Here is a 25003-nt window from a genome sequence, read left to right as displayed (position 1 = left end):
AGTTCTGCATGTTTGCGCAAGGAGTAGATCGTGCTTTTTGTTGTGGATGTACAGCATTGGGAGACGCTGCAGCTGGCTAATTGAAATTGGATTAGTGCGGGCAGGAGGGCAGCCTTTAATCAAGGAGGTGAAGGAGGAAACAAATTGTTTGTGAATGCGCTTTCTTTAACATGATCCATAACATTATGGAAGGTGGCTCGTATATGTTAACAGGAAACAAGGCATCTGTCAGGAAAACATTCCTCATCTATGGTTTGATTGTTGCGTTGTTTGTAGGCCAATTGGCGCTGTTTCCGGCTGTAAGCTCTGCGGCGGCCAATCTGGCGCAGGGCAAAACAATTACCGCAAGCTCGGTCGGCGACGTTTATGTGGCGGCGAATGCCAATGACGGCAATCAAGGGACGTATTGGGAAAGTGCAAGCAATGCTTTTCCGCAATGGTTAAAGATAGATTTGGGCACAAGCAACAATGTGAACCAGGTGGTACTGAAGCTGCCTGTTGCCTGGGAGGCAAGAACGCAGACGTTAGCAGTTCAAGGCAGCACGAATGATTCTGCGTACAGCAACCTTGCGGCATCGGCGAGTTATACGTTTAATCCGTCAAGCGGATCCAACACGGTAACTATTAATTTTACAGCAGCAAACGCCAGATACATCAAATTAAACTTTACTGCAAATACGGGTTGGCAGGCAGCACAGGTATCCGAGATTGAGGTCTATGGGACGACCCCAACGCCAACCGGCACTTATGAAGCGGAAGCTGCCGCATTATCCGGTGGAGCCAAGACGAACACCGACCATGCCGGCTATACAGGCTCGGCATTTGTGGACGGATATCTCGGACAAGGTGCAACCACAGCCTTTACGGTTACTGCAGCCACTGCAGGCAGCTACAATGTTTCGCTGAGGTATGCCAATGCTTCAGGCAGCACCAGAACATTAAGTGTCTACGTGAACGGAACAAAGGTTAAGCAGACCTCGTTTCCCAATCTGGCGAACTGGGACACTTGGTCCACACAAGATGAAATATTAACTTTGGCTGCCGGCAACAACACGATTTCCTATAAATACGATTCCGGAGATACCGGCAATGTTAATATGGATCATCTGGTTCTTACTCCGGCGGCCACACCTACGGCGACACCAACAACCACACCGACAGCAATCCCAACAGCAATCCCAACAGCAATCCCAACAGCAACACCCTCACCAACGCCTACAGCCACACCAACGGTTTCACCTACAGCTACCCCAAGCACAGGTCCAGGATCGAATCTGGCCATCGGCAAAACCATTAATGCTTCCTCATCCATATTTACGTTTGTTCCTGGCCATGCGAATGACGGCGATGTCACCACGTACTGGGAGGGCGGGGCTGCCAGCTATCCGAATACGCTGACGGTCAATCTTGGGGCCAATGCCAGCATTACTTCTGTTGTCGTGAAGCTGAATCCGGCGGCGGCCTGGGCAACCCGTACCCAAACAATTGAGGTATTGGGACACAATCAGGCAACCTCCACCTTTACAAGTCTCGTTCCGGCTACCCTGTATATCTTTAATCCGGCCAGCGGCAATTCAGTGACCATTCCGGTTACGGCAACGGCCAGTGAGCTTCAACTGAAGTTCACCACCAACTCCGGTTCAAATGCCGGCCAGGTTGCAGAATTTCAAATTACCGGCACACCGGCAGCGAATCCTGATCTGACGGTGACGGCAATGTCCTGGAGCCCTTCTGCTCCGGTGGAAACGGATGCCATGACCTTAACCGCAGCCATTAAAAATGCAGGAACCGCAGCATCCACAGCGACAAAGGTCAGCTTTTATCTGGGTACGACCAAGGTAGGGACGACTCCGGTAGGGGCACTTGCTGCAGGAGCCTCAGCCAATGTCTCGCTTAACATCGGTGCCCAAGATGCGGCCACCTATGCACTGGGCGCCAAGGTGGATGAGAGCAACACTGTTATTGAACTGAATGAAGGCAACAACAATTACACCCATCCGTCTTCTCTTACTGTTACACCTGTATCAAGCTCCGATTTGCTCGCTTCCCCGGTAAGCTGGACCCCGGGAAATCCGGCCGGAGGCAATGCCGTAACCTTCTCGGTTGCCATCAAAAACCAAGGGACAGCAGCTTCCGCCGGCGGTGCGCATAACATAACGCTGACGGTGACTGATGCCACCACCAATGCCGTGGTCAAAACCTTAACCGGCTCCTACAACGGAGTAATCGCCAGCGGTGCCACAACAGCTCCGGTCACTTTGGGCACATGGACTGCGGCGAACGGCAAATACACGGTGAAGAGCGAAATTGCCGTGGATACCAATGAGCTTCCGGTGAAACGGGCCAACAATATTCAGACCCAGCCGCTGTTTGTCGGCCGCGGGGCGAACATGCCTTACGACATGTATGAGGCCGAGGATGGCGTTGTCGGCGGCGGAGCTGTTAAGCTTGCCCCGAACCGCACCATCGGTGATCTGGCCGGTGAAGCTTCGGGCCGGAGGGCGGTAACGCTGAACACGACCGGCAGCTATGTGGAATTCACCACAAAGGCCAGCACCAATACGCTGGTTACCCGGTTCTCCATTCCGGATTCGGCCAGCGGTGACGGAACCAATGCCACACTGAACATTTACGTCAATGGAGTGTTCAACAAGGCGATCAGCCTGACCTCCAAATACGCCTGGTTGTACGGCCCGGAAACCAGTCCCGGCAACTCCCCGGGCTCCGGTTCCCCGCGCCATATCTATGATGAAGCGAACGTTATGTTCGACAGCACTATTCCGGCAGGAAGCACGATCAGGCTGCAAAAGGATGCGGCAAACACCTCGAAGTATGCCATCGACTTTATCAGTCTGGAGCAGGTGTCGCCAATAGCCAATCCGGACCCGGCTAAATATGCGGTTCCTGCCGGTTTCAGCCATCAGGATGTGCAGAATGCGCTGGATAAAGTCCGTATGGATAACACCGGCAACCTTGTGGGGGTATATCTGCCTGCCGGAACTTACGAGACCTCAAGCAAGTTCCAGGTCTACGGCAAAGCCGTGAAGATCGTCGGTGCAGGACCGTGGTACACCCGGTTTTATGCTCCAGTCAGCCAGTCCAATACGGATGTCGGATTCAGAGCCACCGATTCCGCCAATGGATCGACCTTCTCGGGCTTCGCTTATTTCGGCAATTATACTTCGCGGATCGACGGACCCGGTAAAGTGTTCGATTTCTCCAGTGTGTCGAACATTACGATTGACAACATCTGGACCGAGCATCAGGTATGTATGTTCTGGGGTGCGAATACCGACTACATGGTGATCAAAAACTCGCGTATCCGCAATACCTTTGCCGACGGTATTAATATGACAAACGGAAGCACCAACAATCTCGTATCCAACAATGAAGCGCGTGCCACTGGAGATGACAGCTTTGCACTGTTCTCGGCGATTGATTCCGGCGGTTCGGACATGAAGGACAATGTCTATGAGAATCTGACCTCAATCCTGACCTGGCGCGCAGCCGGTGTGGCGGTCTATGGCGGTTATGCCAATACCTTCCGCAACATTTATATCGCCGACACGTTATGTTATTCCGGGATTACCATCAGCTCACTGGACTTCGGCTATCCGATGAACGGATTTGGCGCTTCACCGCCGACGAACTTCCAGAATATCTCGATTGTCCGTGCAGGCGGACACTTCTGGGGCAGCCAGACCTTCCCGGCCATCTGGGTATTCTCGGCATCGAAGGTGTTCCAGGGCATCCGGGTCAGTGATGTGGACATTATCGATCCGACTTACCACGGCATTATGTTTCAGACCAACTATGTGGGCACTTCATCGCAGTTCCCTGTCGCGGATACAATCTTCTCCAATATTACGATTTCCGGTGCGCAGAAGAGCGGGGACGCATTTGATGCCAAGTCGGGAGTGGGCATTTGGGCCAATGAATCGGCGGAAGCCGGTCAAGGCCCGGCAATGGGTTCGGTAGTCTTCAACAACTTGAAGATTACCAATACAGTCACTCCTATTAAAAATAATACGTCCACCTTTACGATCAAAGTTAATCCTTAGACAGCCAGCTGAACAGACCCATAGAAACGGAGTGCTGTGCTTTCATTAGCAGTGCCCGTTTCACAGCAGGGCCGCCTCCCGCCGACACAGGGGGGCGGCCTTTTGCCGCGGAATAAAGAAGCGGCATGAGCAGCCCGGATTCCCGGCAATCGACAAGTGCCGGGCCATAGCCTACAATGGGTGTTACAAAGTATATGGAGTAAAGCCCATGCTTCCGATGCCAGTTTATACGAAGAACACTCATGGATGCAGCGCTCACAAAACTGTTAGGAGGATTTACTATGACACCCCTGGTAGTCAATAATATTACGGAACTGATCGGCGATACGCCAGCCCTGCGGTTGAACCGCCTGACCGGACCGGAAGATGCGGAAGTGTATGTGAAGCTGGAAATGTTCAACCCCAGCGGCAGCGTGAAAGACCGGGCCGCGTATAATCTGATCCGGCAGGCTGAGCTTGGCGGCTTGCTGAAACCCGGCGGAACCATTATCGAGCCGACGAGCGGAAATACCGGCATCGGGCTGGCGATGAACGCAGCGGCGAAGGGCTATAAGGCCATACTGGTCATGCCGGACAATATGACAAAGGAACGGATTAATATTCTGAAGGCATATGGTGCTGAAGTGGTGCTGACTCCGGCGGCGGAGCGGATGCCGGGCGCAATTGCTAAGGCGCTGGAGCTTGGCGCAGAAATCGCGGACAGCTTCATTCCCCAGCAGTTTGAGAATAAAGCCAATCCGGACATCCACCGCACGACAACGGCACCGGAAATTGTTGCTCAGATGGACGGCAGGCTCGATGTGTTCGTCGCCACCTCCGGAACCGGAGGCACGATTACCGGAACCGGCGAGGTGCTGCGCCGGGAGCTGCCCGGCATCAAGATTGTTGTGGTGGAGCCGCAAGGCTCACCGGTGCTTTCGGGCGGCAAGCCCGGCCCGCATAAGCTGGTCGGAACCAGCCCGGGATTTGTCCCCGCCATCCTGAACACGGATGTATATGATGAAATCGTCCAAGTGTCCGACGAGGATGCGCTGGAAACAGTCAGAGCGCTGGCCAGCACGGAGGGGATATTGATTGGCCCTTCCGGCGGGGCAGCGGTGTGGACTGCGCTACAGGAAGCGCGGCGTCTGGGAAGCGGCAAGCGTGTCCTCTGCATTGCTCCGGATACCGGTGAGCGTTACCTGAGCATGGGGATATTCTAATACTTCTCTGGGGGACATGTAGAATGAAGCTTTTTCGGGGTATAGTGATTACTTGCGTGCTGCTGACAGGATGTTCTGCGCAAAATGCGGCTACAGAGGAAGGGACAACGTCCCCTTCATCGCCGACTGACGTAGTAGCAAGCGCAACGCCGTCTCCGGCGGTTACGGATGAAGCCAGTGCACCGCCGGTCAAGGGAACCGATGGTGGAACAACTACGAACCCTCCGGCCTTGGCTTCAGCATCGAAGGAATACACGGAGACTGCCAGGCTGCATCCCACTTTCGGGTTTGCCGATGCAGAAGGGAAGCATATCCTTATGACCCGGGAAGATGACAGTGAGATGGAACAGATGAAATCCCTGAACACGGCTGTCGGCAATAACGGCCAAATTCTCACGTTAACGTTCGAGAAATGGCAGTCTGGGAGCGAGAACAGTAACGGCCGGGAGTCGGCGAATGATTTTGCCAATCTGCAGGGGGTTGTCTATACGGTAGATGAAGGCGGCGCAGCCCCGGATGAAACCTACTATTTGGCCGATTCCGCTGAGTTTAAGCTCAAGTCGCTGCTTGAAATTCAGCCGGCAGCAGAAGGAAGTGAACAGCTCACCGCTGATGATCCTCTGCGAAAGAGCATTTCTGCGTCTAAACAGCGGGAAATCAAGGCCGTCTGGAAGCTGGCGGATTTGCCGCCGGACCGTGGCCTGTACCTGATGCAATTCGTGAGACAGAACAAGAACATGCTGTTCAGTCTTGTTGTAGAGGATGGCGGGAAGCTCAAGTTCATGGATTATCCCGCCGTTGTTCAGGAAGATGAATATTCGGTATGGCGTGTAGATGACGGCGGTGAGATCCTGCCGGAGATGTTCTCGTTGTTATTTGCTGCCGAGACTACAGATGGACTGCTGCTCGGGCTGAATTGGTGGGGCGCAGAGTGGATTAACTCCTTTTTCCTGTCCCAGGAAGGGGATACCTTCAAAGAGCTGGATATCCAGTACGGCCGTTATACCTCGCCTTTGTAGCTGCTGTAAATGCGTATCTGTGTTACACAAAGTCCAGCCGTCATGATTCTGTGGCGGGCTGGACCTTTTTCTTGTGCGCGAACAGTCGAAGCATACTATAGCCGATCACTCCTCCAAGGGTATTCAAAATGAGGTCGTCGACATCAAAGGTACCGATAGAGAGGATAGCCTGTGCACACTCCAATAGCAGACTTAAACCCAGGGAGCGAATTAACACATGCAATAATGAAATTCTCCGGCCGCTCGACTGGAGCATAAGGAACATGCCATACGGCAGGAATAAAGCGATATTTCCGCCCAGATTGAGCAGTGTGTGACTTGTCAGGTTATCGAGTGTGTTCGATATGGTGGCCAGCGGGATGAAATTGCCCCATTGCATCGCACGGTCGATGTTGTGCGCTCTGTGTTGTAATTGTTCCCAGAGAAAGATGAAATTTATGGAGCTGAACTTAAATAAAATGATTTTGAACAATGCATAGATATACAAGGCGAATAAGATCTGCACTGCAATCTCTCTCGTAGCTTGTGTACGCTTCATTTCTTCTCCTCACTTTCTATTGATTACTCCCATGCTCGTCAGGGGAACACGGTCAAAATGACCCCGTCCATATTGTCGCCAGACAGCTCAAAACGGCGGTCAGCCGGCACCGGGATCGGTGTGTTGCCGGTAACGGAATGATACGAAACCTGGTATGGCTCTCCATCCACCGTTGCCGAATAGGTCTGCTGCTCCTTGATGAATTCGAGATACTCTTCCAGTGTGAAATTGTTGTCCTGCATAATTCTGCTGTGCGGCAAACCGACATAACGGAAATGCCAGGGTTCATACTGAATGCCGGTAATGGCCGTCTTGTCACCCGGGTAGCGTAAAATAAATCCGTATTTCCAGGCATTCTTCTGGAGCCATTTTCCTTCAGGTGCGCTGTTCATCGCCGTTTGTGTAGATCCGATATCCAGCGACAAGCCAAGATTATGCTCACTGTGGCCTGCCGGCAGCGCATATTCGGCACCTTTTTCCTCATAAAGCCGCTTTTGCTCTTCCGTATCCCGGTATCCGCTGCTGATCAAAAAATTCGAAACACCGTCGGCAGCCGCCGCTTCAACCATTTCCGAGAAACGCTGCACCACGCTTTGTGACAGCATTATCGTGTTGTCCAGCAGCCCATATCCTTGCACCAGCTCCTGATGCTCAAACAGGTTGACGATGTCCTTTGTAACTCCTGATTTATGTACTGGATATTTCTTGTTGACGAGTAACAGGTTTCCCTGGTAAATCTGTTTTGTGGAAATAACTGTAATATCAGTTCGGCCGGGACCCGCTGTGATCACTTTGGACCTCTTGTCCGTAAGATCATTTCCTGTGATTTCCGCTTCCTTGTGGACAGCTTCATAGCCCAGCAGCATCAGGATGACAAGCCAAAAAACCCACTTCTTTTTTTTCATTTCTGTCTCCTCCTTGTGTTCATTCTTTAAGGATAAGAGAGAGCGTTTAAAAAGAAGTGGGGTAAAAATAAAGTTTTTCTTAAATATATACTAATTTAATGCTGAAACGGATAATAAGCATGTTGAAATCCGTGTAACGAAAAGGTTACAGCTACCGTGGCAGCCGAACCTCAAAGAGGGTGCGGATGATGTCACTTTGCGCTGAGATGCTGCCGCCATGCTGTTCGACGATATTTTTGGCAATGAACAGGCCGAGTCCAGTTCCGCCTTCTTGGTGGCTGCGGGCCCGGTCTCCGGTATAGAACATATCGAATAGATGGGGCAGTTGTTCTGCAGGGATGCTGCCGCCATAATTGATCACCTGAATGACGATATCCTCCGCCTGTGGACTGCAGCTGATATCCACATATTTGCCGTCTTTGCCGTACCGGGCGGCATTGGTCAGCAGATTCTCGAATACGCGTGCCAGCAGCTCGCCGTCGCCCTCGATCTCGATCCGGGGAGGGGTGTTCAGGCGGGCTGTCAGTCCATTGCTCTCAAGGACAGGATATAATTCCTCATTTAATTGGCTCAGCAGTTCGCTTAGATCAAGCGGCCTTTTGTTGATGCTAAGCATGCCATAGTTCATTCTGGTGATTTCAAACAGCTCATCAATGAGCTTTTCAAGCCTCTGGGATTTGGTATAGGCGATGGTCGTATAATGTTTGATCTGATCTGCAGAGAGCTGACCTTCCTTCAACACGAGATCCAGATAACCCAGTACAGAGGTCAGCGGAGTACGCAGATCATGGGCCAAATTCAAGACCAGCTTGTCCTTGCTGTTTTCGGCAAAATCTCCCCGTTCCACCGCTTTCTGCAGCATTTCACTCGCCAGATTCAGGTCTGCGGCAATATCGTCGAACTCGTCATTCGATGAGAGATTGAGCCTGCTTTTGAAATCACCGTTTGCCAGCAAATGAATATGCTTTGAAATCTCCCGGAAATAGGTGGCATAGGGTTTGGTAAAGAGGAAGAAAAAGAGGATGGCCAGCGGAATAAATAAGATCAGAAAGAAATTGAGATCGCCGACGCTGCCGATCATATACCGGAACCGGGCCAGCTTGTCCTCCAGCTTAACCTCTGATTGGTAATAAAGCTGAAGCACTTTATACAGCGCAAAGGTAAGGACACCCGAACAAAACATGCTCATTATCAGCATCAAGATCATTTTAAAGCGGAAGCTGCGGATCATTTTAGCCATTGAATGTATAACCTACTCCCCAAATGGTTTTGATCCATTTATTTTTGTTTTGATCTTCGCCAAGCTTTTTGCGCAGGGTACGGATATGCACCATCACTGTGTTCCCGCTCTCAAAATAGGCTTCACCCCACACCTGCTGAAAAAGCTGCTCGGCACTGAAGACCTTCTTGGGGTAGCTGGCCATAAGGTATAGGATATCGAATTCTTTGGGTGTCAGCTCGATGTTGTTCCCGTATAACGTCACGGTGCGGCAGTCAGGATCAACAATCAAGCCGCCCGCTTCGAGCACAGCCTTGCTGCCGGAGACCGGCCGGCTCAGCTGCATGGAACGGCGCAGCTGCGCGTTCACTCTGGCGACCAGCTCCATGGGATTAAACGGCTTGGTCATATAGTCATCGGCTCCGATTACAAGGCCGGTGATCTTGTCCAGGTCCGAGGTTTTGGCACTCAGGAAGATGATCGGCATCTGGTGCTGCTCGCGGATCTGCCGGGTGACTTCATGCCCGTCCAGGCCGGGCATCATAATATCCAGAATTGCTAAATCAATGGAGTGGGTCTGGACCGCCTGCACGGCGGCTCGTCCGTCAGATACTTTGATCAGATGGTAGCCCTCTTTTTCCAGGTGCAAGGCAACCAGTCCGGCGATCTCGGCATCGTCATCGGCGATTAGAATCGTAATTCGTTTCATTTCATTTTCGCTCCTGTATAAGTTAACATGTAATGTGGACTTCGATTAACGCTTTGCTCCTAGTTTACCTTATCGGTTTAGCTTTCGCGAGCGGCGATTTTCGGTAATGTTTATATTTTAAATACTTATATTTGTAACATTTTAAAGAGGGTATAGCCCGAAAGAGTCATGCCGGCGCTACCTTGGGAATGCTATTCTATACATTAAGATTTGGGAGGGGACAGCAACGTATACGAGAATCAAGCTGCTTATTCTGCTGCTTCCGACAGTGATGGTCGGCATTTGGGAGATTGTGCGCCACCAGTTTCTGATGCCTTATATCTCTATGGACATGGGAAATTATCTGACGCCTGTGCTTGTATTCCTGTTCAGCTTCGTGCTGCTGCTGCCGCTGTTCTCGTTATTGGAACGGAACCAGCGGGAGCTGGAGCAGGAACGGGCGGTCAAAACGGCCATGGAAGCCCGTGAGGGTCTGGCCAAAGAGCTGCATGACGGGATGGCGCAGTCGCTGTTTCTGTTGTCCGTGCGGATTGAGCGTCTGGAGCAGAACCGCAGGAATGGTGAGGTGAGCGGAGAAAGCGTTGAGCAGATTAAAAAAACAGTGCATGAGGTCAATTCTTATGTACGCCAGGCCATTGCGAACCTGAAGGTTCCAGTCAGCGTTGTGCAGAACTTCACCCTGGAGCAGTCCGTTAAGGAGCAGCTGGCGCAGATGGCAAGTGAAGTGATGATAGAAGTGTCGCTGGACTGGAGTCTGGATGACGAAGCACTCACTTCCGCTGAAAAGGCAGAGCTGCTGTCCTGCATTCGTGAAGCTATCATTAATGTGCGCAAGCATACACGGGCGGGCAAAGTAGCCATATCCGGTCAAGGCGGCCGGGAGCGTTGGAGAGTAGCTGTCACGGATGACGGTGCAGGTATCCCGCATGAGGACCCTTTTGCAGTGAGCGGAAGTTATGGCCTGCAGATTATGAGAGAAAGGGCAGAGCGGATGGGCTGGCGATTATCGCTGGGATCGGATACCGCCGGGACCCTAGTTGAAATAACGAAAGGGGGAGACGCCGAATGAACTGCTGCCGGGTACTGGTTGTGGACGATCATGCTCATGCGCGTGAGGCGATGTGCGAGATTCTGGCGATGGATGAGCGTTTTGAGGTCATTGGCGCAGTGGCGAGCGGAGCCGAGGCCATGGTCTGGACCGCACAGTGGATGCCGGATCTGATCCTGATTGACATTGAGATGCCGGGGATGGACGGGCTGGAGACGACGCGGCGGATCAAGCTGGAATACCCTTATGTCAAAATCGTCATCGTGACCGTGTCGGATGAAATCTCCTATCTGTTCGAGGCGCTGAAGCAGGGGGCGCAGGGATATCTGCTGAAGAATCTGGCGCCTTCGACCTGGATCGAATATTTGCTGGCAATTGTCAGTGAGGAGGTCCCGCTGAGCCGGGAGCTGGCTTTTCAGATTCTGAAGGAGTTTGCCGTTACTTCGGTCAAGGAAGAGCGGGAAGCATTAACGGCACGGGAGAAGGAAATACTGGGCTGTGTCTCCTCCGGTTCCACCAACAAGGAGATTGCGGCTGAACTCGGGATTTCCGAGCATACGGTCAAAAATCATCTGAAAAACATCCTGCAAAAGCTGCAGCTCCAGAACCGTACGCAGCTGACACGGTATGCCCTGGAGCAGGGACTGGCCTCGCGGGAGCGGGATTTTCCGAGGAAACCATAGTGATAACGGCTAATAAGAGAGAACCTGACAGATACCATAGAAACTGAGAAGAGGGGAAATATACACACATGAATAAAATACTTCGTAAACTGATGACTTTAGCCGCACCTTCCGTGGCAGCACTTATGCTGTTCGCGGCTGTGGCCAGCGCACATGTGACCATTGCTCCGGCAGAATCCAGTACCGGTGCATGGGAGACCTATACACTGAAAGTGCCGTCGGAGAAGGATATCGCTACCGTTCAGGTGGATCTGCGCATCCCGGAGGGGGCGGAGTTCAAGCAATATGAGGCAACGCCCGGATGGAATGTAACCATCGAAGGCAATAAAGTCAGCTGGACCGCAACCGGCGAAGGCATTCAGGCCGGACAATTTCAGCGTTTCTACTTCACGGCCAAGAACCCGGATGCCGCAGGCGATATTGCCTGGAATGCCTATCAGCATTATGCTGACGGCAGTCTGGTGCAGTGGTCCGGTGAAGAAGGCTCGGAAACGCCGCATTCCGTTACTTCGATTGTGCAGTCTTCCGGCAACTGGGACAGTCACTCCCACGGATCGGCGGACATGGATGACTCCATGAGCATGGATGAGCACAAAGCCATTGTGGAGGACCTCGATAAATCCTCAGGTACTTCACCGCTGCTCTATATTGCTCTGGGGATATCATTGCTGTCCTTTTTGTTAGCTGCCATCAGTTTGTTAAGAGGGCGTAAGGAATAAGGAAAGACAGACATTTACGGAATGCAGGTGGAACGTAGCTTCTGTCAAAATTCCAAAGGAATATGCTGTTGCAAAGAAGCTCCGCGCATTGACACTTTCTGTCAAAGGCGCGGAGCTTTTTGGTGTGTATGACAAAGCCGGTAGAAATCCTATAATTTGGCACGAGTCATCATCCGTCTGAAATAACAGAGAGTACATGCCTTCCAAAGAACGTTTCGCATCACTCTGTGCCCTTGCAGCTGAATATTCAGGATAAGATCTGAAGTGTACGGCATACGGCAGCTAACATATTCTAAAAACAAAAGAGCCTCAGACGATCACCCGTCTGAGGCTCCACTTGCCTGGAAGTTGCCTTCCACCAGTATTTAGTTGCTAGGCTGCGCGGACACATGTTTGAGAGGTTTGCAGAGCCGCGTCCTGCCGAAATAACTGTATTTTGTGCAATAAAAATGGCCCATATTTGGGGTGTTTAAGTAATAATTGTATTTTGTGCAATTAAAAATATCAAATAATACCCGTTTATTCCAAAAGCCTCATTTTAAGTGCACACAGTGCAATTATTCTTTGGTTCGACGCAATATCTTGGATTAGAGCTGTATGAAATACAGTTAAATACAAAGCGAACGTAAGAATCTTTTCCCGTGAACCCAACTAACCTTATTTTATGGTATTCGCCGGTTTACATTACCTAGTACTTAAGTTCAGCTTGCACAGTTTATAGACGTTTGCGTTTGTAGAAGGTGATGAACGCAGCTGCTAGCAGAAGCACAACGATGGACACACCGGTTGTAATGGCTTCGCCTGTGCTGCCCTGTTGCTGCGCACCGCCAGCTCCGCCAAACTCGCCGCCGCCCATGCCGCCGCCAAAGCCACCACCACCAAAGCCGCCGCCCATACCGCCACCGCCGAAGCCGCCGGCCATATCACCGCCAGGGCCGTTGCCGCCTTGAGGCATCGCCGGTCCGCCCATGGCACCCGGCGCACCGCCTTGCGCGGCCTGCCCGTCTGCCGGAGCTTGCCCGGTCGCCGCTGCGCCGTTGGCGTCTTGCCCCGGAGCCGCCGCGCCGTTGGCGCCTTGCCCCGGTGCAACCGCGCCGTTGGCGTCTTGCCCGGATGTCGCCGCGCCGTTGGCACCTTGGCCCGGAGCCGCTGCGCCGTTGGCACCTTGCCCGGGAGCCGCCGCGCCATTGGTGCCTTGCCCGGGAGCCGCTGCGCCGTTGGCGTCTTGCCCGGAAGCCGCTGCGCCGTTGGCGCCTTGCCCCGTTGGCGCTGCACCAGCGCCATTCGCACCCGTTGGCGCCTGCCCGCCTGCGCCGCCAAAGCCGCCGCCTGGACCACCGCCCATGCCGCTTCCCGTTCCGTCACCGGAGGAAGGAAGGGTGCCGTCCAGCTGCTGGGAGACCGAACTGGCCATGGTGGAGATGAAGGTCTCCACGGAGGTAATTCCACTCTCGTATTGCTCGAACGTGTAGAAGGCGGATGGATCAGCCTTCACGTAGCTGGAGATCATCGTGTCCAGCTCCTGAATCCGCGCCTTGAACGTATCGTTCTGCAGATAACCATCCAGCATTTCGCGGATCATCTCATGATATTTCGTCTTGTAATCCTCGTTCGCCAGCAGCTTGGCCACCAGCGGGCGTTCGGCAAGAGCGCCTTGGGTCGGTTCGTCAATCAGCACATCCGAGCCGCCCATCCCGCCAAAAGCCATATTATAATCCCAAGGCAGGATCGAGAAGATTCCCTCATCTTCATAGAGGTAATAATTCTGCTTGTTTCCTCCAAGGTAGCTGTCCATATTGCCGGTTACGGCATTCAGCGCAATATACCCCAAAGCATCGTCGATATCAATATACTTCTCATAGTCGGTGCCGTTGTTCAGTTCATCCAGCATGTCGACCACAATGTCATCGTTTGATTTCTCGGACTTCATTTCAAGTCCCGTGTAGAGTGAAGCATCGTCGCCTAGCCAGGTCAAATCACTGCCTTGGCCGGTCATTACGCCTTTATATAACGCACCATAGGAATTGCCGAAGTTGCGCTCCAGATAGGCGTCGCCGATCTGTTCCACCGCGAGATAGAAACCCTTCAGTTCATCATTGACGTAGACGTTGACGAAGGAGTATTTCGGTGTCGGAAGACCGATGCTCTCCGCCAGCTCATAGGTCAGAAACTCCCGCATATAGGAGGCATCGCTGTAGTTGTTGTTGAGGTTGATTTTGGTAATGCCGAATAAATTCTGGTTCACATACTCGTCAAAAGAAATCTTGAAGCTGTAACGGTCGGAGTCCGCCATCTGCACAACGCTACGCAGGCTTAAGTTGCCTTTGGTGCGCACGGCCACATTGTCCATTTTGATCCCGTTATATTCCACGGAGGCTGTCTTGTATTCCTCGGCGCTGGCATTGTCCAGCATATCCTGGAAATCATCCGGGTCCAGTGTGATTTTAACATCAACAACCTTGTCCTTCGGGAACACCTCCGTATCCAGACTTTGTTCCTCGCTTGATACCGCTTTTTCCTGCGTATCCGTAATACTGTTATTGTCCGCAGAAGGATTTGCAATCTGACAACCCGCCATAGCGATAACCAGCAGCAGGCAACAAAGAATCAGCAGGGTCAGCTTACCGCGTGCCTTCATCTTTAGCACCGCCTTTCCTCATTGAATATTCTGTTGCTTCCATAAGGCCGGGACTTAAGATACATAGTCGCCGCTATAGCTGATCAGCAAGGCGTTTTTGACACCTGCAATATCGGAGACGGTGTTTACAAAGCCGCCTTCCTTGTCGTCCAGACGCAGCTCAAGCGTAAGCTCGATATTGCCTGCGGTTACGGTTTTTTGCTTGATGTTGTAACGTTTTACGGCTTTGTTCAGATGGCTGTGCACCTCGCGTTCGCTGTCATCGCCTTCACAGTTAAGCACCAGCAGATACGGAGTTTCGACTGAAGAGTGTTTAATGAAGAGGAAGAGAATCAGACCGATAATGATCGAGCCGATAATTGCCAGCGTGAAGAAGCCCGCACCGGTAACGATCCCTGCAACGGCTGCCCAGAACAGGAAAATCAGATCCGTTGGATCTTTGATCGGCGTTCTGAAACGGACGATGGACAAAGCGCCGACCATACCGAGCGAGAGCACAAGGTTGGAGTTGATGGCGATAATGACAGTTGCGGTGATCATAGTCATGCCCATCAGGGACACGTTGAAGCTTTTGGAGTATAATACGCCGCTGAACACACGTTTGTAGAGCAGGTAGATGAAGAATCCGATCAGAAAAGCGACGCCGAGCGTGATCAGGATTTTGGAGATGCTGATATCGGAAACGAAGTTGTCTACGACCGAATTTTTAATCATATCGGAAAAAGTTGTGGCCGTATCGTTTTCTTGCCCTGCGGTTGCAGCTATAGTCTGCGTGGCCGTGGCTGCCCCCAGTGTGGATAAAATGCTCATTAATAATCCTCCCAAGTATTGGTTTTTAGAAATTTGCGGCAAATGACGTATTTCGAAGCGGATTGCCGGTTTAAGCCGTTTAGCTGCAGCGCAATTTTGATGTACTCCGGTATGTATTCATCAAATTTGACCTCGAAAATAATAAAGTTCTCATCAAGCGCCCGGACCGGCTGAAGCTCTTTATCAAAAATGTCGGTCTCATGCAGTCCCGTACGCAGCTCCTTGTCAAAAGTGATCCGCACATTGCCGTTATTGCAGACGTAAGGTTCGCGGACATAATCGACAATTACTTTGGGACGCAGCAAATTGTGGCGCATCTGGTTATAGAGCTCCATAAACAAAGGACTTTGCGGAACGTTCAGCACCTCGTAATTGCCGGCCATAATCTGATCATACATTTCGCGGGTCAGCGGTTCCTTGATCTTAGCGATGTAGTCGTCCATTTTGATTTTTTTCTCAAAGTGTATGACATTGTCCTGTACGTTATAGATGCGGATCCGGTATTTGGCGCGTTCTCTAAGTCCGCCCAGCTTGTCTGAAAGGGCCGAATTGTTAATATCATCAAAATACAGGCTGCGGATATGGTACTCACCGCTGTCATTGGCGTTCTGATCGGTATCTATCAAGCTCTGCAGCCGCTGCCGCAAAATAAGGTATTGATGATAGTTAATGAAAAATCTGGTCACTACCTTTAAGGAAGATGCGGAGACCAGCCGTGCGTTCACCTGGTTTACCGGAGCTCCGGGCGCGGAGGGACGGCTTGAGGTTGTGAAAGGAAAAAGCGCCGCATTTACAGCAGGAAATGTTGTCAAGGTGCAGGCTATAGACAGCGTGATCAAAACAGATGATGGCAAAAGAGGCGTACATAAAGCTGTAGTGACCGGGCTTGAGCCGGGAACACTGTACACCTACAGGGCAGGCAGCGGGAAAGAAGGCGAATGGAGCACAGCAGCTACGTTCACCACGGCGGAAGCGGACAGCGACAGCGTAACCTTTATCAATGTAACCGATTCGCAAGGGGAGACGGCGGCAGATTTCAAATTATGGGGCAATACGCTGGACAAGGCGTTCCAGACCTTCCCGGCGGCAAAGTTTATCGTACATAACGGGGATTTGACGGAAGAGCCGGAGGATTCAGGTGCATGGTATGACTTTTTCGGCAATGTGCAGGGGTGGGTGCCGGGCATTCCGCTGATGCCTGTCACCGGCAACCATGATGAGGTCGACGGGAAGGCAGCAAGCTTTACTTCGCATTTCAACCTTCCGGATAACGGGGACCCGGAAGCCATTGCCGGAACCTCATATTCTTTTGATTATGGACCTGTGCATGTGACGGTGCTGAATACGGAGAGCCACCTGAAAAGCCAGGCCAAGTGGCTGAAGAAGGATCTAGCCCTTACAGATAAACCGTGGAAAATCGTAGCGCTGCACCGTCCGGCATATGGCGGGAACATGTATAAGAAGCTGGAGGACTGGACAGAGATATTTGACAAGTATGGGGTTGATCTGGTGCTCCAGGGACATAATCATGAATATTCCAGATCGTATCCGCTGCTTGCCGGAAAAGTGGTCCCGGAGGGCGGGAATTCTGCCAGTACTGGAGGAGGAACGGTGTACGTAGTGACCAACGCCTCCGGCGCAAAATTCAACGAGAAGAAAGAGGATCAGTACTATCATCAGGTTCATTTCCAGAACAATAAGCAGATGTACGCCGGAATTACGGTCAGCGGAAATACATTGACCTTTCAGGCCTATGATGTGGACGGAAACAAACTCGACGAGTTTCTGCTGGAGCACTAAGATAGTAAGACTCTTCTGACATTCCTTCAGGAGAGTTTTTTACTATAAATGTAATAATTAGTGTGAAAATGGTACGATAACAGAAGACGGAATTCTCCAAGTTTGAACCATTTTCCCTCACTATGAATCCTGCTTACACTCTATAATGAAAGCGTTAACAAAGTAAAGCAATCATAGGAGGCGTGGTTCGTGATTCGTAACCGTATCCGAAGAATGGGATTAATTGTCCTGCTGGCCGCGATGTCTAGCTCTTTGTTTACCGCCTTTCCGGCGGCTGCCCATGCTGCTGGAAGTGAAGCTTACAACTGGAAAAGTGTCGTCACCGGTGCGGGCGGAGGGTTTGTACCGGGCATTATTTTTAACCAAACTGAACCGAATCTGATCTATGCGCGTACCGACATCGGGGGCGCCTACCGCTGGAATCAGACCACTGGCAGCTGGATTTCCATCAGTGATGCCGTGGGCTGGGTCGACTGGAACAAGAACGGGGTGGATGCGCTGGCTACAGACCCTGTCGATCCGGACAAAGTATACATGGCAACCGGCACCTACACGAACCATTGGGATGACAACGGGCAGATTATGCGTTCCAGCGACCGGGGCAATACGTGGCAGACGACTGCGCTGCCGTTCAAGGTTGGGGGCAATATGCCCGGCCGTTCAGCCGGTGAGCGTCTGGTTATCGACCCCAATAAGAACAGCATTCTGTTCTTCGGGGCACGCAGCGGCAACGGGTTGTGGAAAAGTACGGACTCGGGAGTAACCTGGTCCAAAGTAAGCTCTTTTCCTAACGTAGGCACTTATATTCAGAACCCGACGCTCGATTATGGCAATGACCTCGTCGGATTATCCTGGATTACTTTTGACAAAAGCACAGGCACACCCGGCAGTGCTACGGGAACGATTTATGTCGGCGTAGCGGATACGGCAAGCAGCGTGTACCGCAGCACCGACGGCGGCGTTACCTGGTCCGCGCTTCCCGGACAGCCCACTGGTTTTCTGCCGCATCATGGCGTGCTTTCCTCAACCGGGGATCTGTACATTACGTACAGTAATGGCGTAGGGCCCTATGACGGCAGCAAAGGTGAAGTCTGGAAATTTAATAAAACCAGCGGTTCCTGGACGAATATCAGCCCGACGACCGGAACGGATAATTGGTACGGCTTCGGAGGACTTGCTGTCGATGCCCAGAATCCGAATACGCTGATGGTCTCCAGTCTGAATGCCTGGTGGCCGGATGAGGTTATTTTCCGCAGTACGAACGGCGGAGCGACTTGGAGCCGGATCTGGGATTGGGGCAACTATCCGGAACGGACCTATAAATTCGCAATGAACATTACCGCAGCACCTTGGCTGGATCATGGAACCACCTCCACTTCACTTGATCCTTCACCAAAGCTGGGCTGGATGATGGGAGACCTGGAGATTGACCCGTTCAACTCCAACCGGATGATGTACGGAACAGGAGCTACAATCTACGGCTCGAATAACCTGACTGCTTGGGATACAGGCGGTAAGGTCAATATTTCGGTCATGGCCAAGGGCGTAGAGGAGACTGCTGTGCTCGGACTGATCAGCCCGCCGTCGGGAAGTGCGCATCTGATCACGGCGCTTGGAGATGTCTCGGGCTTCCGGTATGAAGATGTGACCCAGGCGCCGGTCAAGTTCCAAACGAGCCCTTCCTGGGCGACAACGACAAGTATTGATTATGCGGAGCTCAGTCCGGCGTTCGTTGTGCGTGTTGGCGGAGCCGATAAGGAAAAGACACCGAGCATGAAATCGCTTGGGATTTCGAATGACGGCGGCTCTAATTGGTATATGCCGAATGCCGAACCGTCGAATGGAACCAAAACAACGGCAGGACAAGGCCAGGTCGCCGTATCTGCCAGCGGCAATGCCATCCTGTGGAGTACCTCCGATATCGGTGTCTACTACACCAAATCGTCGGGCAACTCCTGGACGGCAAGCAGCGGGGTACCGGCCGGAGCCAAAATCGCTTCCGACCGCGTAAACGCGAACAAGTTCTATGCGTTCTATGCAGGAATATTCTATGTCAGTGTGGACGGCGGAGCTACCTTTACCACTACGCCGGCAGCGGGTTTCCCGACTAATAATGTAGACGGCCTGCAGCCGAACCAGGCGCAGATCAGCTTGAAGGCAGTGCCGGGCATTGAAGGCGATATCTGGCTGGCCGGAGGCAATACAGTCGAGAACAAATACGGTTTATGGCATTCTGTGAATTCGGGAACCAGCTTCACCAAGCTGTCTAATGTCGAGGAAGCGGATCTGATCGGTTATGGTAAGGCCGCACCGGGCCAGAACTATATGTCACTATATACGGTTGCTCAAATCGATGGCGTCAGAGGGGTCTTCCGCTCCGATGATGTTGGCGCATCTTGGGTCCGGATCAATGATGATGCCCACCAGTATGCGAAAATCAACATGGCCATAACCGGTGATCCGCGGATATACGGCCGGGTATATCTCGGAACAAACGGCCGGGGCACACTGTATGCTGATCCGGTGAATCCTCCGGCTGCCGGATCCACCATTACGCCGGTCACGGCCGGCTTCGACAAGAAGACGGCGAATCAGGCGGATGTGGCCGTAACGCTGACGCTGAACGGGAACACGTTAAGCACGATCAAGAACGGAACGGCAACGTTGACTGCCGGAACGGATTATACCGTTAGCGGCACAGCAGTCACGATCAAGAAAGGTTATCTGACAGCACAACCGGTGGGCACAACAACGCTGAGCTTCAATTTCAGCGCCGGGGCCGCCCAGTCGCTGGTGGTTGCCGTAGTGGATACTTCTGTGGTTGTGACCGGTGGTCTTAAGGTCCAAATGTATAATGGCAGCACAGCGGCTTCGGCGAATGTCTTGAATCCGCGGATCAAACTGCTGAATACGGGCACCAGCGCCGTTTCGCTGGCGGATGTGAAGATCAGATATTATTACACGATTGACGGCGAGCAGCCGCAAAGCTTCTTCTGCGATTGGTCACAGGCCGGCAGTGCGAATGTTACCGGCACCTTTGTGAAACTCCCGGCAGCCATAACCGGGGCGGATTATTATTTGGAGCTGGGTTTCACAAGCGCAGCGGGTTCCCTGGCAGCAGGGGAGGGCCTGGATATCCAGATGCGGGCATCCAAGGCGGATTGGAGCAATTATACCCAGACCGGAGATTATTCCTTTAACGCGTCAGGTACGGGTTATGCGGATTGGGCTGGCGTTCCGGCCTATCTCTCCGGCAGCCTGGTATGGGGGAATGAACCTTCCTGACCTGATCCGGCCGCAACCCGGATCGGCATAACGGGATTATCCATTATACAATGAGCTGCAAGAAGCCATGAATTTTCTTGAACCAACAGCCTCTTCTTCCTTTGTGAATTGGGAAGATGAGGCTGTTGGGCGTTTTTTTGCTGTGCCTGCTGCTATAAAGTCTGTCCGCTGTCAACGGTAATGATCTGTCCGGTTAAGGCCTCCTGCACAACAACCGAGCAAATGAACCTGGCGATATCTTCCGCTGTGGCGATCTGCTGCAGTAGAAGATTGGGAGCCAGGCGCAGCATCTGCGCTTCCCGGTCGGTCCACCATCTCGTCGCGACGGCTCCCGGAGCCACAGCATTGACCCGGATCTCCGGTGAAAGCGCGCGGGCCAGTGACTTGGTAAGTCCATGTACAGCGGCTTTGGACACCGCATAAGGAAGAGAGGAGCCGGAGCCGGTATTTCCGGCAATGCTGCCGAGGTTGACAATGGCTCCATGCTTGCTTTGCTTCATATAAGGAGCCACTGCCCGGGCGCAAAAGAACATTCCTTTGACGTTGACATCCAATAATTGATCCCAGACTTCTTCCGTAGCTGCATCGAGGTCATCCAGAGGGATGTGCTTTGTAATGCTGGCATTATTGATGAGCACATCCACACGGCCGAATGTTGCCGCGATTTGTTCAACCATCGCCCGGACTTCAACGTCCCGGGAAACATCGGCCTGTACCGCGATGGCCTGTCCGCCTTGATCAATGATCTGTTGAACGGTTTCTAGCGCTTCCTGTTCCGAACGGGAATAATTAACAGCAACAACAGCCCCGAGCCGTGCCAGCTCGAGGCTTGTGGCTCTGCCTATGCCGGTACCCCCGCCAGTTACGAGCGCCACTTTGTTTGTAAGCTCCATCTGCATCCACTCCTAGAATATCTTTTTGGGTTGATACAGACTATTTTATAGAGCATACTTGGTTTTGTATAATTGAACTAATTGAAGTGATGATTCATTATTATTGAATCGTGATGGGGGAATGAAAATGGATTTCAAGGCGCTGATTACCTTCCAGACGATCGTAAGCACAGGAAGCTTTAACCGTGCGGCGGAGGAGCTGAATTATGCCCAGTCGACGATTACAATGCAAATACAAAAGCTGGAATCACAGCTGGGGGTACAGTTGCTCGAGCGCGGCAAGGGGATTAGCTTAACGGAAGCCGGGCGGCTATTCCATGAACAGAGCCTGCTCATTGTGAAGGACATGGAACGGTTGCAGAGCAGTCTCGCGGAAATGAAATCTGGCGAGGCGGGGAGTGTCCGTCTGGGTGCAACCGATCCGACTGCCAGCTATCGGCTGCCTCGTCTTTTGCAGCAATTCATGAGCCTTTACCCCAAGATTGAAATCTCGGTAGATATCGCCGGAACACCGGCGCTTACTGAGCGGCTGCTCCGCGGGGAACTCGACATGGTGCTGTGTTCAGCACCGGAGCTGGGAAAGGAGCTGCACTTTGAGCCTCTGTTCACGGAGAAATTCGTGCTGTTAATGCCGGAGGACCATCCGCTCGCTGACCTGCCGGAGGTGACTCCAGATCATCTTCGCAGACATCGGCTGCTGATTACGGCCGTCAATTGCCCCTACCGCAAAAAATTGGAGAGCGTACTGCAGGAATTCGCCGGACCGCCGCTGAATACCATGGAAGTCGGCAGTATGACAGCGCTGAAATTCTACGTAGAGGCTGGTTTAGGTCTTGCGTTTGTCCCTGAGTCTACGCTTGCGCCCGTACCGGCGGGAACGGCAGTGCGGCAGCTGGCAGGAGGAACTGTAGACATGGCCTGCGGAATCGCCTGCAGAGTGGCTGATTATCCGCTCCGGTCGGCCAGCTTGAGACTGTATCAATTTCTGAAGCGGGAGCTGTCGTTACGCTAACTTTGCAACAAGACAAGACGAGACAAGATGAAACGAGACGAGAAGAGAAGAGGAAAGGTGAGATGAGATCAGATGAGTGGAGCGAAACTGGATTTGCAGCGGATTGTTGTGATTGGGCGGACCTTTGAGGAATATTTGCGGATGTTCAATTTGCAGCGTGAGGAGCTGGCCGGGCGGAAAATACTCGATTGTCCTGCGGGTGTTTGCTCTTTCACGGCTGCGGCGAATCAGCTCGGCGCTGAAGCCGTCGCCGCTGATATTGCCTACTTCCATTCTGCGGAAGTCCTGATGGAGAAGGGAATCAAGGATATTCAGCACGCTATGCTGCAGCTTGGGAAGGTGCAGCAGAATTTCCTGTGGAATGAGTTTAAATCCATCGAAGAGCTGAAGCAGGCAAGAACCGAAGCGTTAACAGCCAGCACTTTGGACAGACAACAGAATGAGGAGCGTTATATTTCGGCGGTGCTCCCGCAGCTGCCTTTTGCCGATCTAAGTTTTGAGCTTACATTATCCGCGCATCTTCTGTTCATGTATAGTGACCGTCTGGACTATGATTTTCATCTCCAGAGCCTGCAGGAGCTGATGCGAGTGACAAGTGAAGAAATCCGCATCTTCCCGCTTATCGATCTATCCGGCCGCAGATATGAAGAAATGGACCGTTTAATAGAATATATTCACACTCAGGGCTGGAATACAGAAGAGCTTAAAGTCTCCTATGAATTTCAAAAAGGCGCTAACAGCATGCTGCGGATGACGAGGAGCAGAGGAATGCAGTCTGCATAGAACGCAACTTGAAAAGCAACCCATGGAACCGCCCGCATTGCTGTGAGGCAAAATTTCATTTCACATCAGTTGAGCGCTATTGCGGTAAAAGTGGACCTCCGTCAAGAAAGTGGACATTAAAAAATGAAATTAGGCTGCTTTTTGTTTGAATCTAGCTGCAAACTGAACCGGCGATACGTAGCCCAGAGCACCATGGATTCGCTTGCGGTTATAAAAAAATTCAATGTACTGGTAGATGCCATCATAGGCTTGTTTCTTCGTTTTGAATCGGGTACAGTACACAAACTCTTTTTTCAATAGGCTGTGAAAAGATTCAATGCAAGCATTGTCGTAGCAGTTGCCTTTGCGGCTCATGCTGGCCTTCATGCGGTATTTCACCAAACGTTTACGGTAGTCGGCTGAGGCATACTGTGAGCCTCGATCCGAATGGTGAATGAGACCTTTCTTTGGGCGTTTGGCCTTGTAGGCGTCTTCTAGAGCGCTCATTACCAGATCTGTGGTCATCCGGTCGTCCAGCCGCCAGCCTACGATTTCCCGGGTGCATAGGTCAAGCACGCTGGCGAGGTACATCCGTCCTTCCCGGCAGGGAATGTAAGTGATATCCGCGACCCAAGTTTGATTTGGTTTTTCGGTGGAGAATTGTTGGTTTAGCAGATTAGGTGCAACCGGTAAGGTGTGGTTGGAGTCGGTCGTGTTTACGCGGAATTTCTTTGCTACACAGGAGCGCAAGCCCAGCTCTCTCATGTATTTCCCTACGGTACGCTCACTGATCTTGTGGCCTTCGCGCTGGAGAAGAATCGTGATTTTAGGACTGCCGTAGCAGCCTCCTGTATCGTTAAAATGATAGGTAATTCGCTGGAGAAGCAACGCCTTTCGGGTCGCTTGTGGGCTTGGTTTTGCCGTTCTCCATTTGTAATAGCCGCTCCGCGATACCTCAAGGACACTGCACATCTTCTCCACACGAAACCGGGAGCGATGATCTTCGATGAACTGAAATCTCAGTTCTTTGGATTGCTGAAGATGTGCACTGCTTTTTTTACGATGGCCATTTCCTCCGCCATATCGGCTAGTTGCTGTTCTTTTTCCCGCAACTGTCGCTCCAGTTCTCGTACCCTTTCGGCGCTGGCCACGGGCTCGTCTGGGAACTGCCGGAACTTGCCCAGCCATTGATGCAGGGTTTTAGCGGGGATATCCAGCTCCTGGGCCAGTTCCGCCACCGTCTTAGTCTGCTCCTGGATGTACTTTACCGTCTGTTTTTTAAATTCATCATTGTAGCTTTTTCGTGTTCCACTCATGTGGACACCTCCTCGTTAATCTCATTATTCCTGTTCTCTTAACGAGTGTCCACTTTTAACTCTAACAGCAAAGTACCCGCTAATTTTAGTTGTAACCCCTTTTTGTCATAATATAAGGAATTGTTACCGCTAACATGGAGATAAACCCCAATGTTCCCTTGTATCATAAAATTAGAGGGCAGGATTCCCGTTAGTTGTTCATTTCTTGGAATAAGGACTATATTAGCGGCAGCATTTCCCGTTAATGAGGGTAGGCATCAAAATGAAGTAAGGGTGCTCCCGCATAACACACATAAACCCCTATCATTGATTGTTCATCAACAATAGAGGTTTATGTTGTAAGCACTATACCCATGTTCTTCTCAGACTCCTTATCCTATCCTT

21 protein-coding genes are annotated in these 25003 nt (G+C 51.9%); 10 read left to right on the top strand and 11 right to left on the bottom strand.

Annotated features, from left to right (window positions below):
• Nucleotides 1–203 precede the first annotated feature (203 nt).
• Nucleotides 204–4061 (top strand): galactose-binding domain-containing protein, encoded by a 3858-nt coding sequence (locus NYE29_RS31030; RefSeq protein WP_340898900.1) that lies wholly within the window; start codon nucleotides 204–206, stop codon nucleotides 4059–4061.
• On the opposite strand, the gene NYE29_RS31025 is transcribed toward NYE29_RS31030, so the two are convergent.
• Nucleotides 4051–4305 carry a hypothetical protein gene (locus NYE29_RS31025; protein WP_340898898.1) on the bottom strand — a complete coding sequence of 85 codons (255 nt, stop codon included), beginning with the start codon at nucleotides 4303–4305 and terminating at the stop codon, nucleotides 4051–4053. The two genes, NYE29_RS31030 and NYE29_RS31025, sit on opposite strands and share 11 nt — an antisense overlap.
• A 37-nt stretch (nucleotides 4306–4342) precedes the next feature.
• On the opposite strand from NYE29_RS31025, the gene cysK reads away from it, so the two are divergent.
• Complete coding sequence (cysK, locus tag NYE29_RS31020) at nucleotides 4343–5263, top strand: cysteine synthase A (RefSeq protein WP_340898896.1); 921 nt, start codon at nucleotides 4343–4345, stop codon at nucleotides 5261–5263.
• A 23-nt stretch (nucleotides 5264–5286) separates the two neighbouring features.
• A complete protein-coding gene (locus tag NYE29_RS31015) occupies nucleotides 5287–6282 on the top strand; it encodes a hypothetical protein (RefSeq protein WP_340898895.1) in 996 nt (331 codons plus the stop codon).
• 40 nt (nucleotides 6283–6322) lie between these two features.
• Here the strand turns inward: NYE29_RS31015 and NYE29_RS31010 are convergent, their stop codons facing one another.
• From NYE29_RS31010 to NYE29_RS30995, 4 genes are all read right to left on the bottom strand, one after another.
• Nucleotides 6323–6820, bottom strand: coding sequence for a VanZ family protein (locus tag NYE29_RS31010; RefSeq protein ID WP_340898894.1), 498 nt, complete (start codon nucleotides 6818–6820; stop codon nucleotides 6323–6325).
• A 38-nt stretch (nucleotides 6821–6858) separates the two neighbouring features.
• Entirely contained in the window at nucleotides 6859–7725 is an 867-nt protein-coding gene (locus NYE29_RS31005) for a M15 family metallopeptidase (RefSeq protein ID WP_340898892.1), read from the bottom strand.
• A 151-nt stretch (nucleotides 7726–7876) separates the two neighbouring features.
• Nucleotides 7877–8965 (bottom strand): sensor histidine kinase, encoded by a 1089-nt coding sequence (locus NYE29_RS31000; RefSeq protein WP_340898891.1) that lies wholly within the window; start codon nucleotides 8963–8965, stop codon nucleotides 7877–7879.
• The gene (locus NYE29_RS30995; RefSeq protein ID WP_038590252.1) at nucleotides 8958–9653 is read right to left on the bottom strand and encodes a response regulator transcription factor; all 696 of its coding nucleotides are present in this window, start codon (nucleotides 9651–9653) and stop codon (nucleotides 8958–8960) included. The genes NYE29_RS31000 and NYE29_RS30995 overlap by 8 nt, the downstream gene beginning before the upstream one ends.
• 271 nt (nucleotides 9654–9924) lie before the next feature.
• On the opposite strand from NYE29_RS30995, the gene NYE29_RS30990 reads away from it, so the two are divergent.
• The 3 genes from NYE29_RS30990 to NYE29_RS30980 all read left to right on the top strand — a co-directional run bounded on the left by NYE29_RS30990 (nucleotide 9925) and on the right by NYE29_RS30980 (nucleotide 12103).
• Nucleotides 9925–10722: a sensor histidine kinase gene (locus NYE29_RS30990; protein WP_340899853.1), complete on the top strand. Its 798-nt coding sequence runs from the start codon at nucleotides 9925–9927 to the stop codon at nucleotides 10720–10722.
• Nucleotides 10719–11384, top strand: coding sequence for a response regulator transcription factor (locus NYE29_RS30985; RefSeq protein WP_340898889.1), 666 nt, complete (start codon nucleotides 10719–10721; stop codon nucleotides 11382–11384). Before NYE29_RS30990 ends, NYE29_RS30985 begins: the two co-directional genes overlap by 4 nt.
• A 68-nt stretch (nucleotides 11385–11452) precedes the next feature.
• Nucleotides 11453–12103 carry a YcnI family copper-binding membrane protein gene (locus NYE29_RS30980; protein ID WP_340898888.1) on the top strand — a complete coding sequence of 217 codons (651 nt, stop codon included), beginning with the start codon at nucleotides 11453–11455 and terminating at the stop codon, nucleotides 12101–12103.
• 715 nt (nucleotides 12104–12818) lie between these two features.
• Here NYE29_RS30980 and NYE29_RS30975 read toward each other — a convergent pair.
• The 3 genes from NYE29_RS30975 to NYE29_RS30965 all read right to left on the bottom strand — a co-directional run bounded on the left by NYE29_RS30975 (nucleotide 12819) and on the right by NYE29_RS30965 (nucleotide 16237).
• On the bottom strand, nucleotides 12819–14741 hold the full coding sequence (locus NYE29_RS30975; protein ID WP_340898887.1) for a CotH kinase family protein: 1923 nt from the start codon (nucleotides 14739–14741) through the stop codon (nucleotides 12819–12821).
• 54 nt (nucleotides 14742–14795) lie between these two features.
• On the bottom strand, nucleotides 14796–15455 hold the full coding sequence (locus tag NYE29_RS30970; protein ID WP_052092536.1) for a DUF4956 domain-containing protein: 660 nt from the start codon (nucleotides 15453–15455) through the stop codon (nucleotides 14796–14798).
• 95 nt (nucleotides 15456–15550) lie between these two features.
• On the bottom strand, nucleotides 15551–16237 hold the full coding sequence (locus tag NYE29_RS30965; protein ID WP_340898886.1) for a polyphosphate polymerase domain-containing protein: 687 nt from the start codon (nucleotides 16235–16237) through the stop codon (nucleotides 15551–15553).
• On the opposite strand from NYE29_RS30965, the gene NYE29_RS30960 reads away from it, so the two are divergent.
• Both NYE29_RS30960 and NYE29_RS30955 read left to right on the top strand, forming a co-directional pair.
• Nucleotides 16221–17351, top strand: a complete 1131-nt coding sequence (locus NYE29_RS30960) for a purple acid phosphatase family protein (protein WP_340898885.1) — start codon at nucleotides 16221–16223, stop codon at nucleotides 17349–17351. The genes NYE29_RS30965 and NYE29_RS30960 overlap by 17 nt on opposite strands.
• Nucleotides 17352–17564: 213 nt before the next feature.
• Nucleotides 17565–20636: a X2-like carbohydrate binding domain-containing protein gene (locus NYE29_RS30955; protein WP_445322229.1), complete on the top strand. Its 3072-nt coding sequence runs from the start codon at nucleotides 17565–17567 to the stop codon at nucleotides 20634–20636.
• Between the two features lie 152 nt (nucleotides 20637–20788).
• On the opposite strand, the gene NYE29_RS30950 is transcribed toward NYE29_RS30955, so the two are convergent.
• Nucleotides 20789–21529, bottom strand: coding sequence for an SDR family NAD(P)-dependent oxidoreductase (locus tag NYE29_RS30950; RefSeq protein WP_340898884.1), 741 nt, complete (start codon nucleotides 21527–21529; stop codon nucleotides 20789–20791).
• Between the two features lie 127 nt (nucleotides 21530–21656).
• Here NYE29_RS30950 and NYE29_RS30945 point away from each other — a divergent pair, with 127 nt between their 5' ends.
• Together NYE29_RS30945 and NYE29_RS30940 are read left to right on the top strand one after the other, a co-directional pair.
• On the top strand, nucleotides 21657–22541 hold the full coding sequence (locus NYE29_RS30945; RefSeq protein WP_340898883.1) for a LysR family transcriptional regulator: 885 nt from the start codon (nucleotides 21657–21659) through the stop codon (nucleotides 22539–22541).
• Nucleotides 22542–22613: 72 nt separating this feature from the next.
• Complete coding sequence (locus NYE29_RS30940) at nucleotides 22614–23324, top strand: SAM-dependent methyltransferase (protein ID WP_340898881.1); 711 nt, start codon at nucleotides 22614–22616, stop codon at nucleotides 23322–23324.
• Between the two features lie 129 nt (nucleotides 23325–23453).
• On the opposite strand, the gene NYE29_RS30935 is transcribed toward NYE29_RS30940, so the two are convergent.
• Nucleotides 23454–24311 carry an IS3 family transposase gene (locus NYE29_RS30935; protein WP_340899570.1) on the bottom strand — a complete coding sequence of 286 codons (858 nt, stop codon included), beginning with the start codon at nucleotides 24309–24311 and terminating at the stop codon, nucleotides 23454–23456.
• Between the two features lie 11 nt (nucleotides 24312–24322).
• Nucleotides 24323–24619 carry a transposase gene (locus NYE29_RS30930; RefSeq protein ID WP_340893796.1) on the bottom strand — a complete coding sequence of 99 codons (297 nt, stop codon included), beginning with the start codon at nucleotides 24617–24619 and terminating at the stop codon, nucleotides 24323–24325.
• Nucleotides 24620–25003 lie beyond the last annotated feature (384 nt).

This window comes from Paenibacillus sp. FSL M7-1046, assembly GCF_038007405.1.
Lineage (GTDB): Bacteria > Bacillota > Bacilli > Paenibacillales > Paenibacillaceae > Paenibacillus_AQ.
The sequence above is the reverse complement of the archived record's forward strand: the minus strand, read 5'-3'. Positions and strand labels throughout refer to the sequence as shown.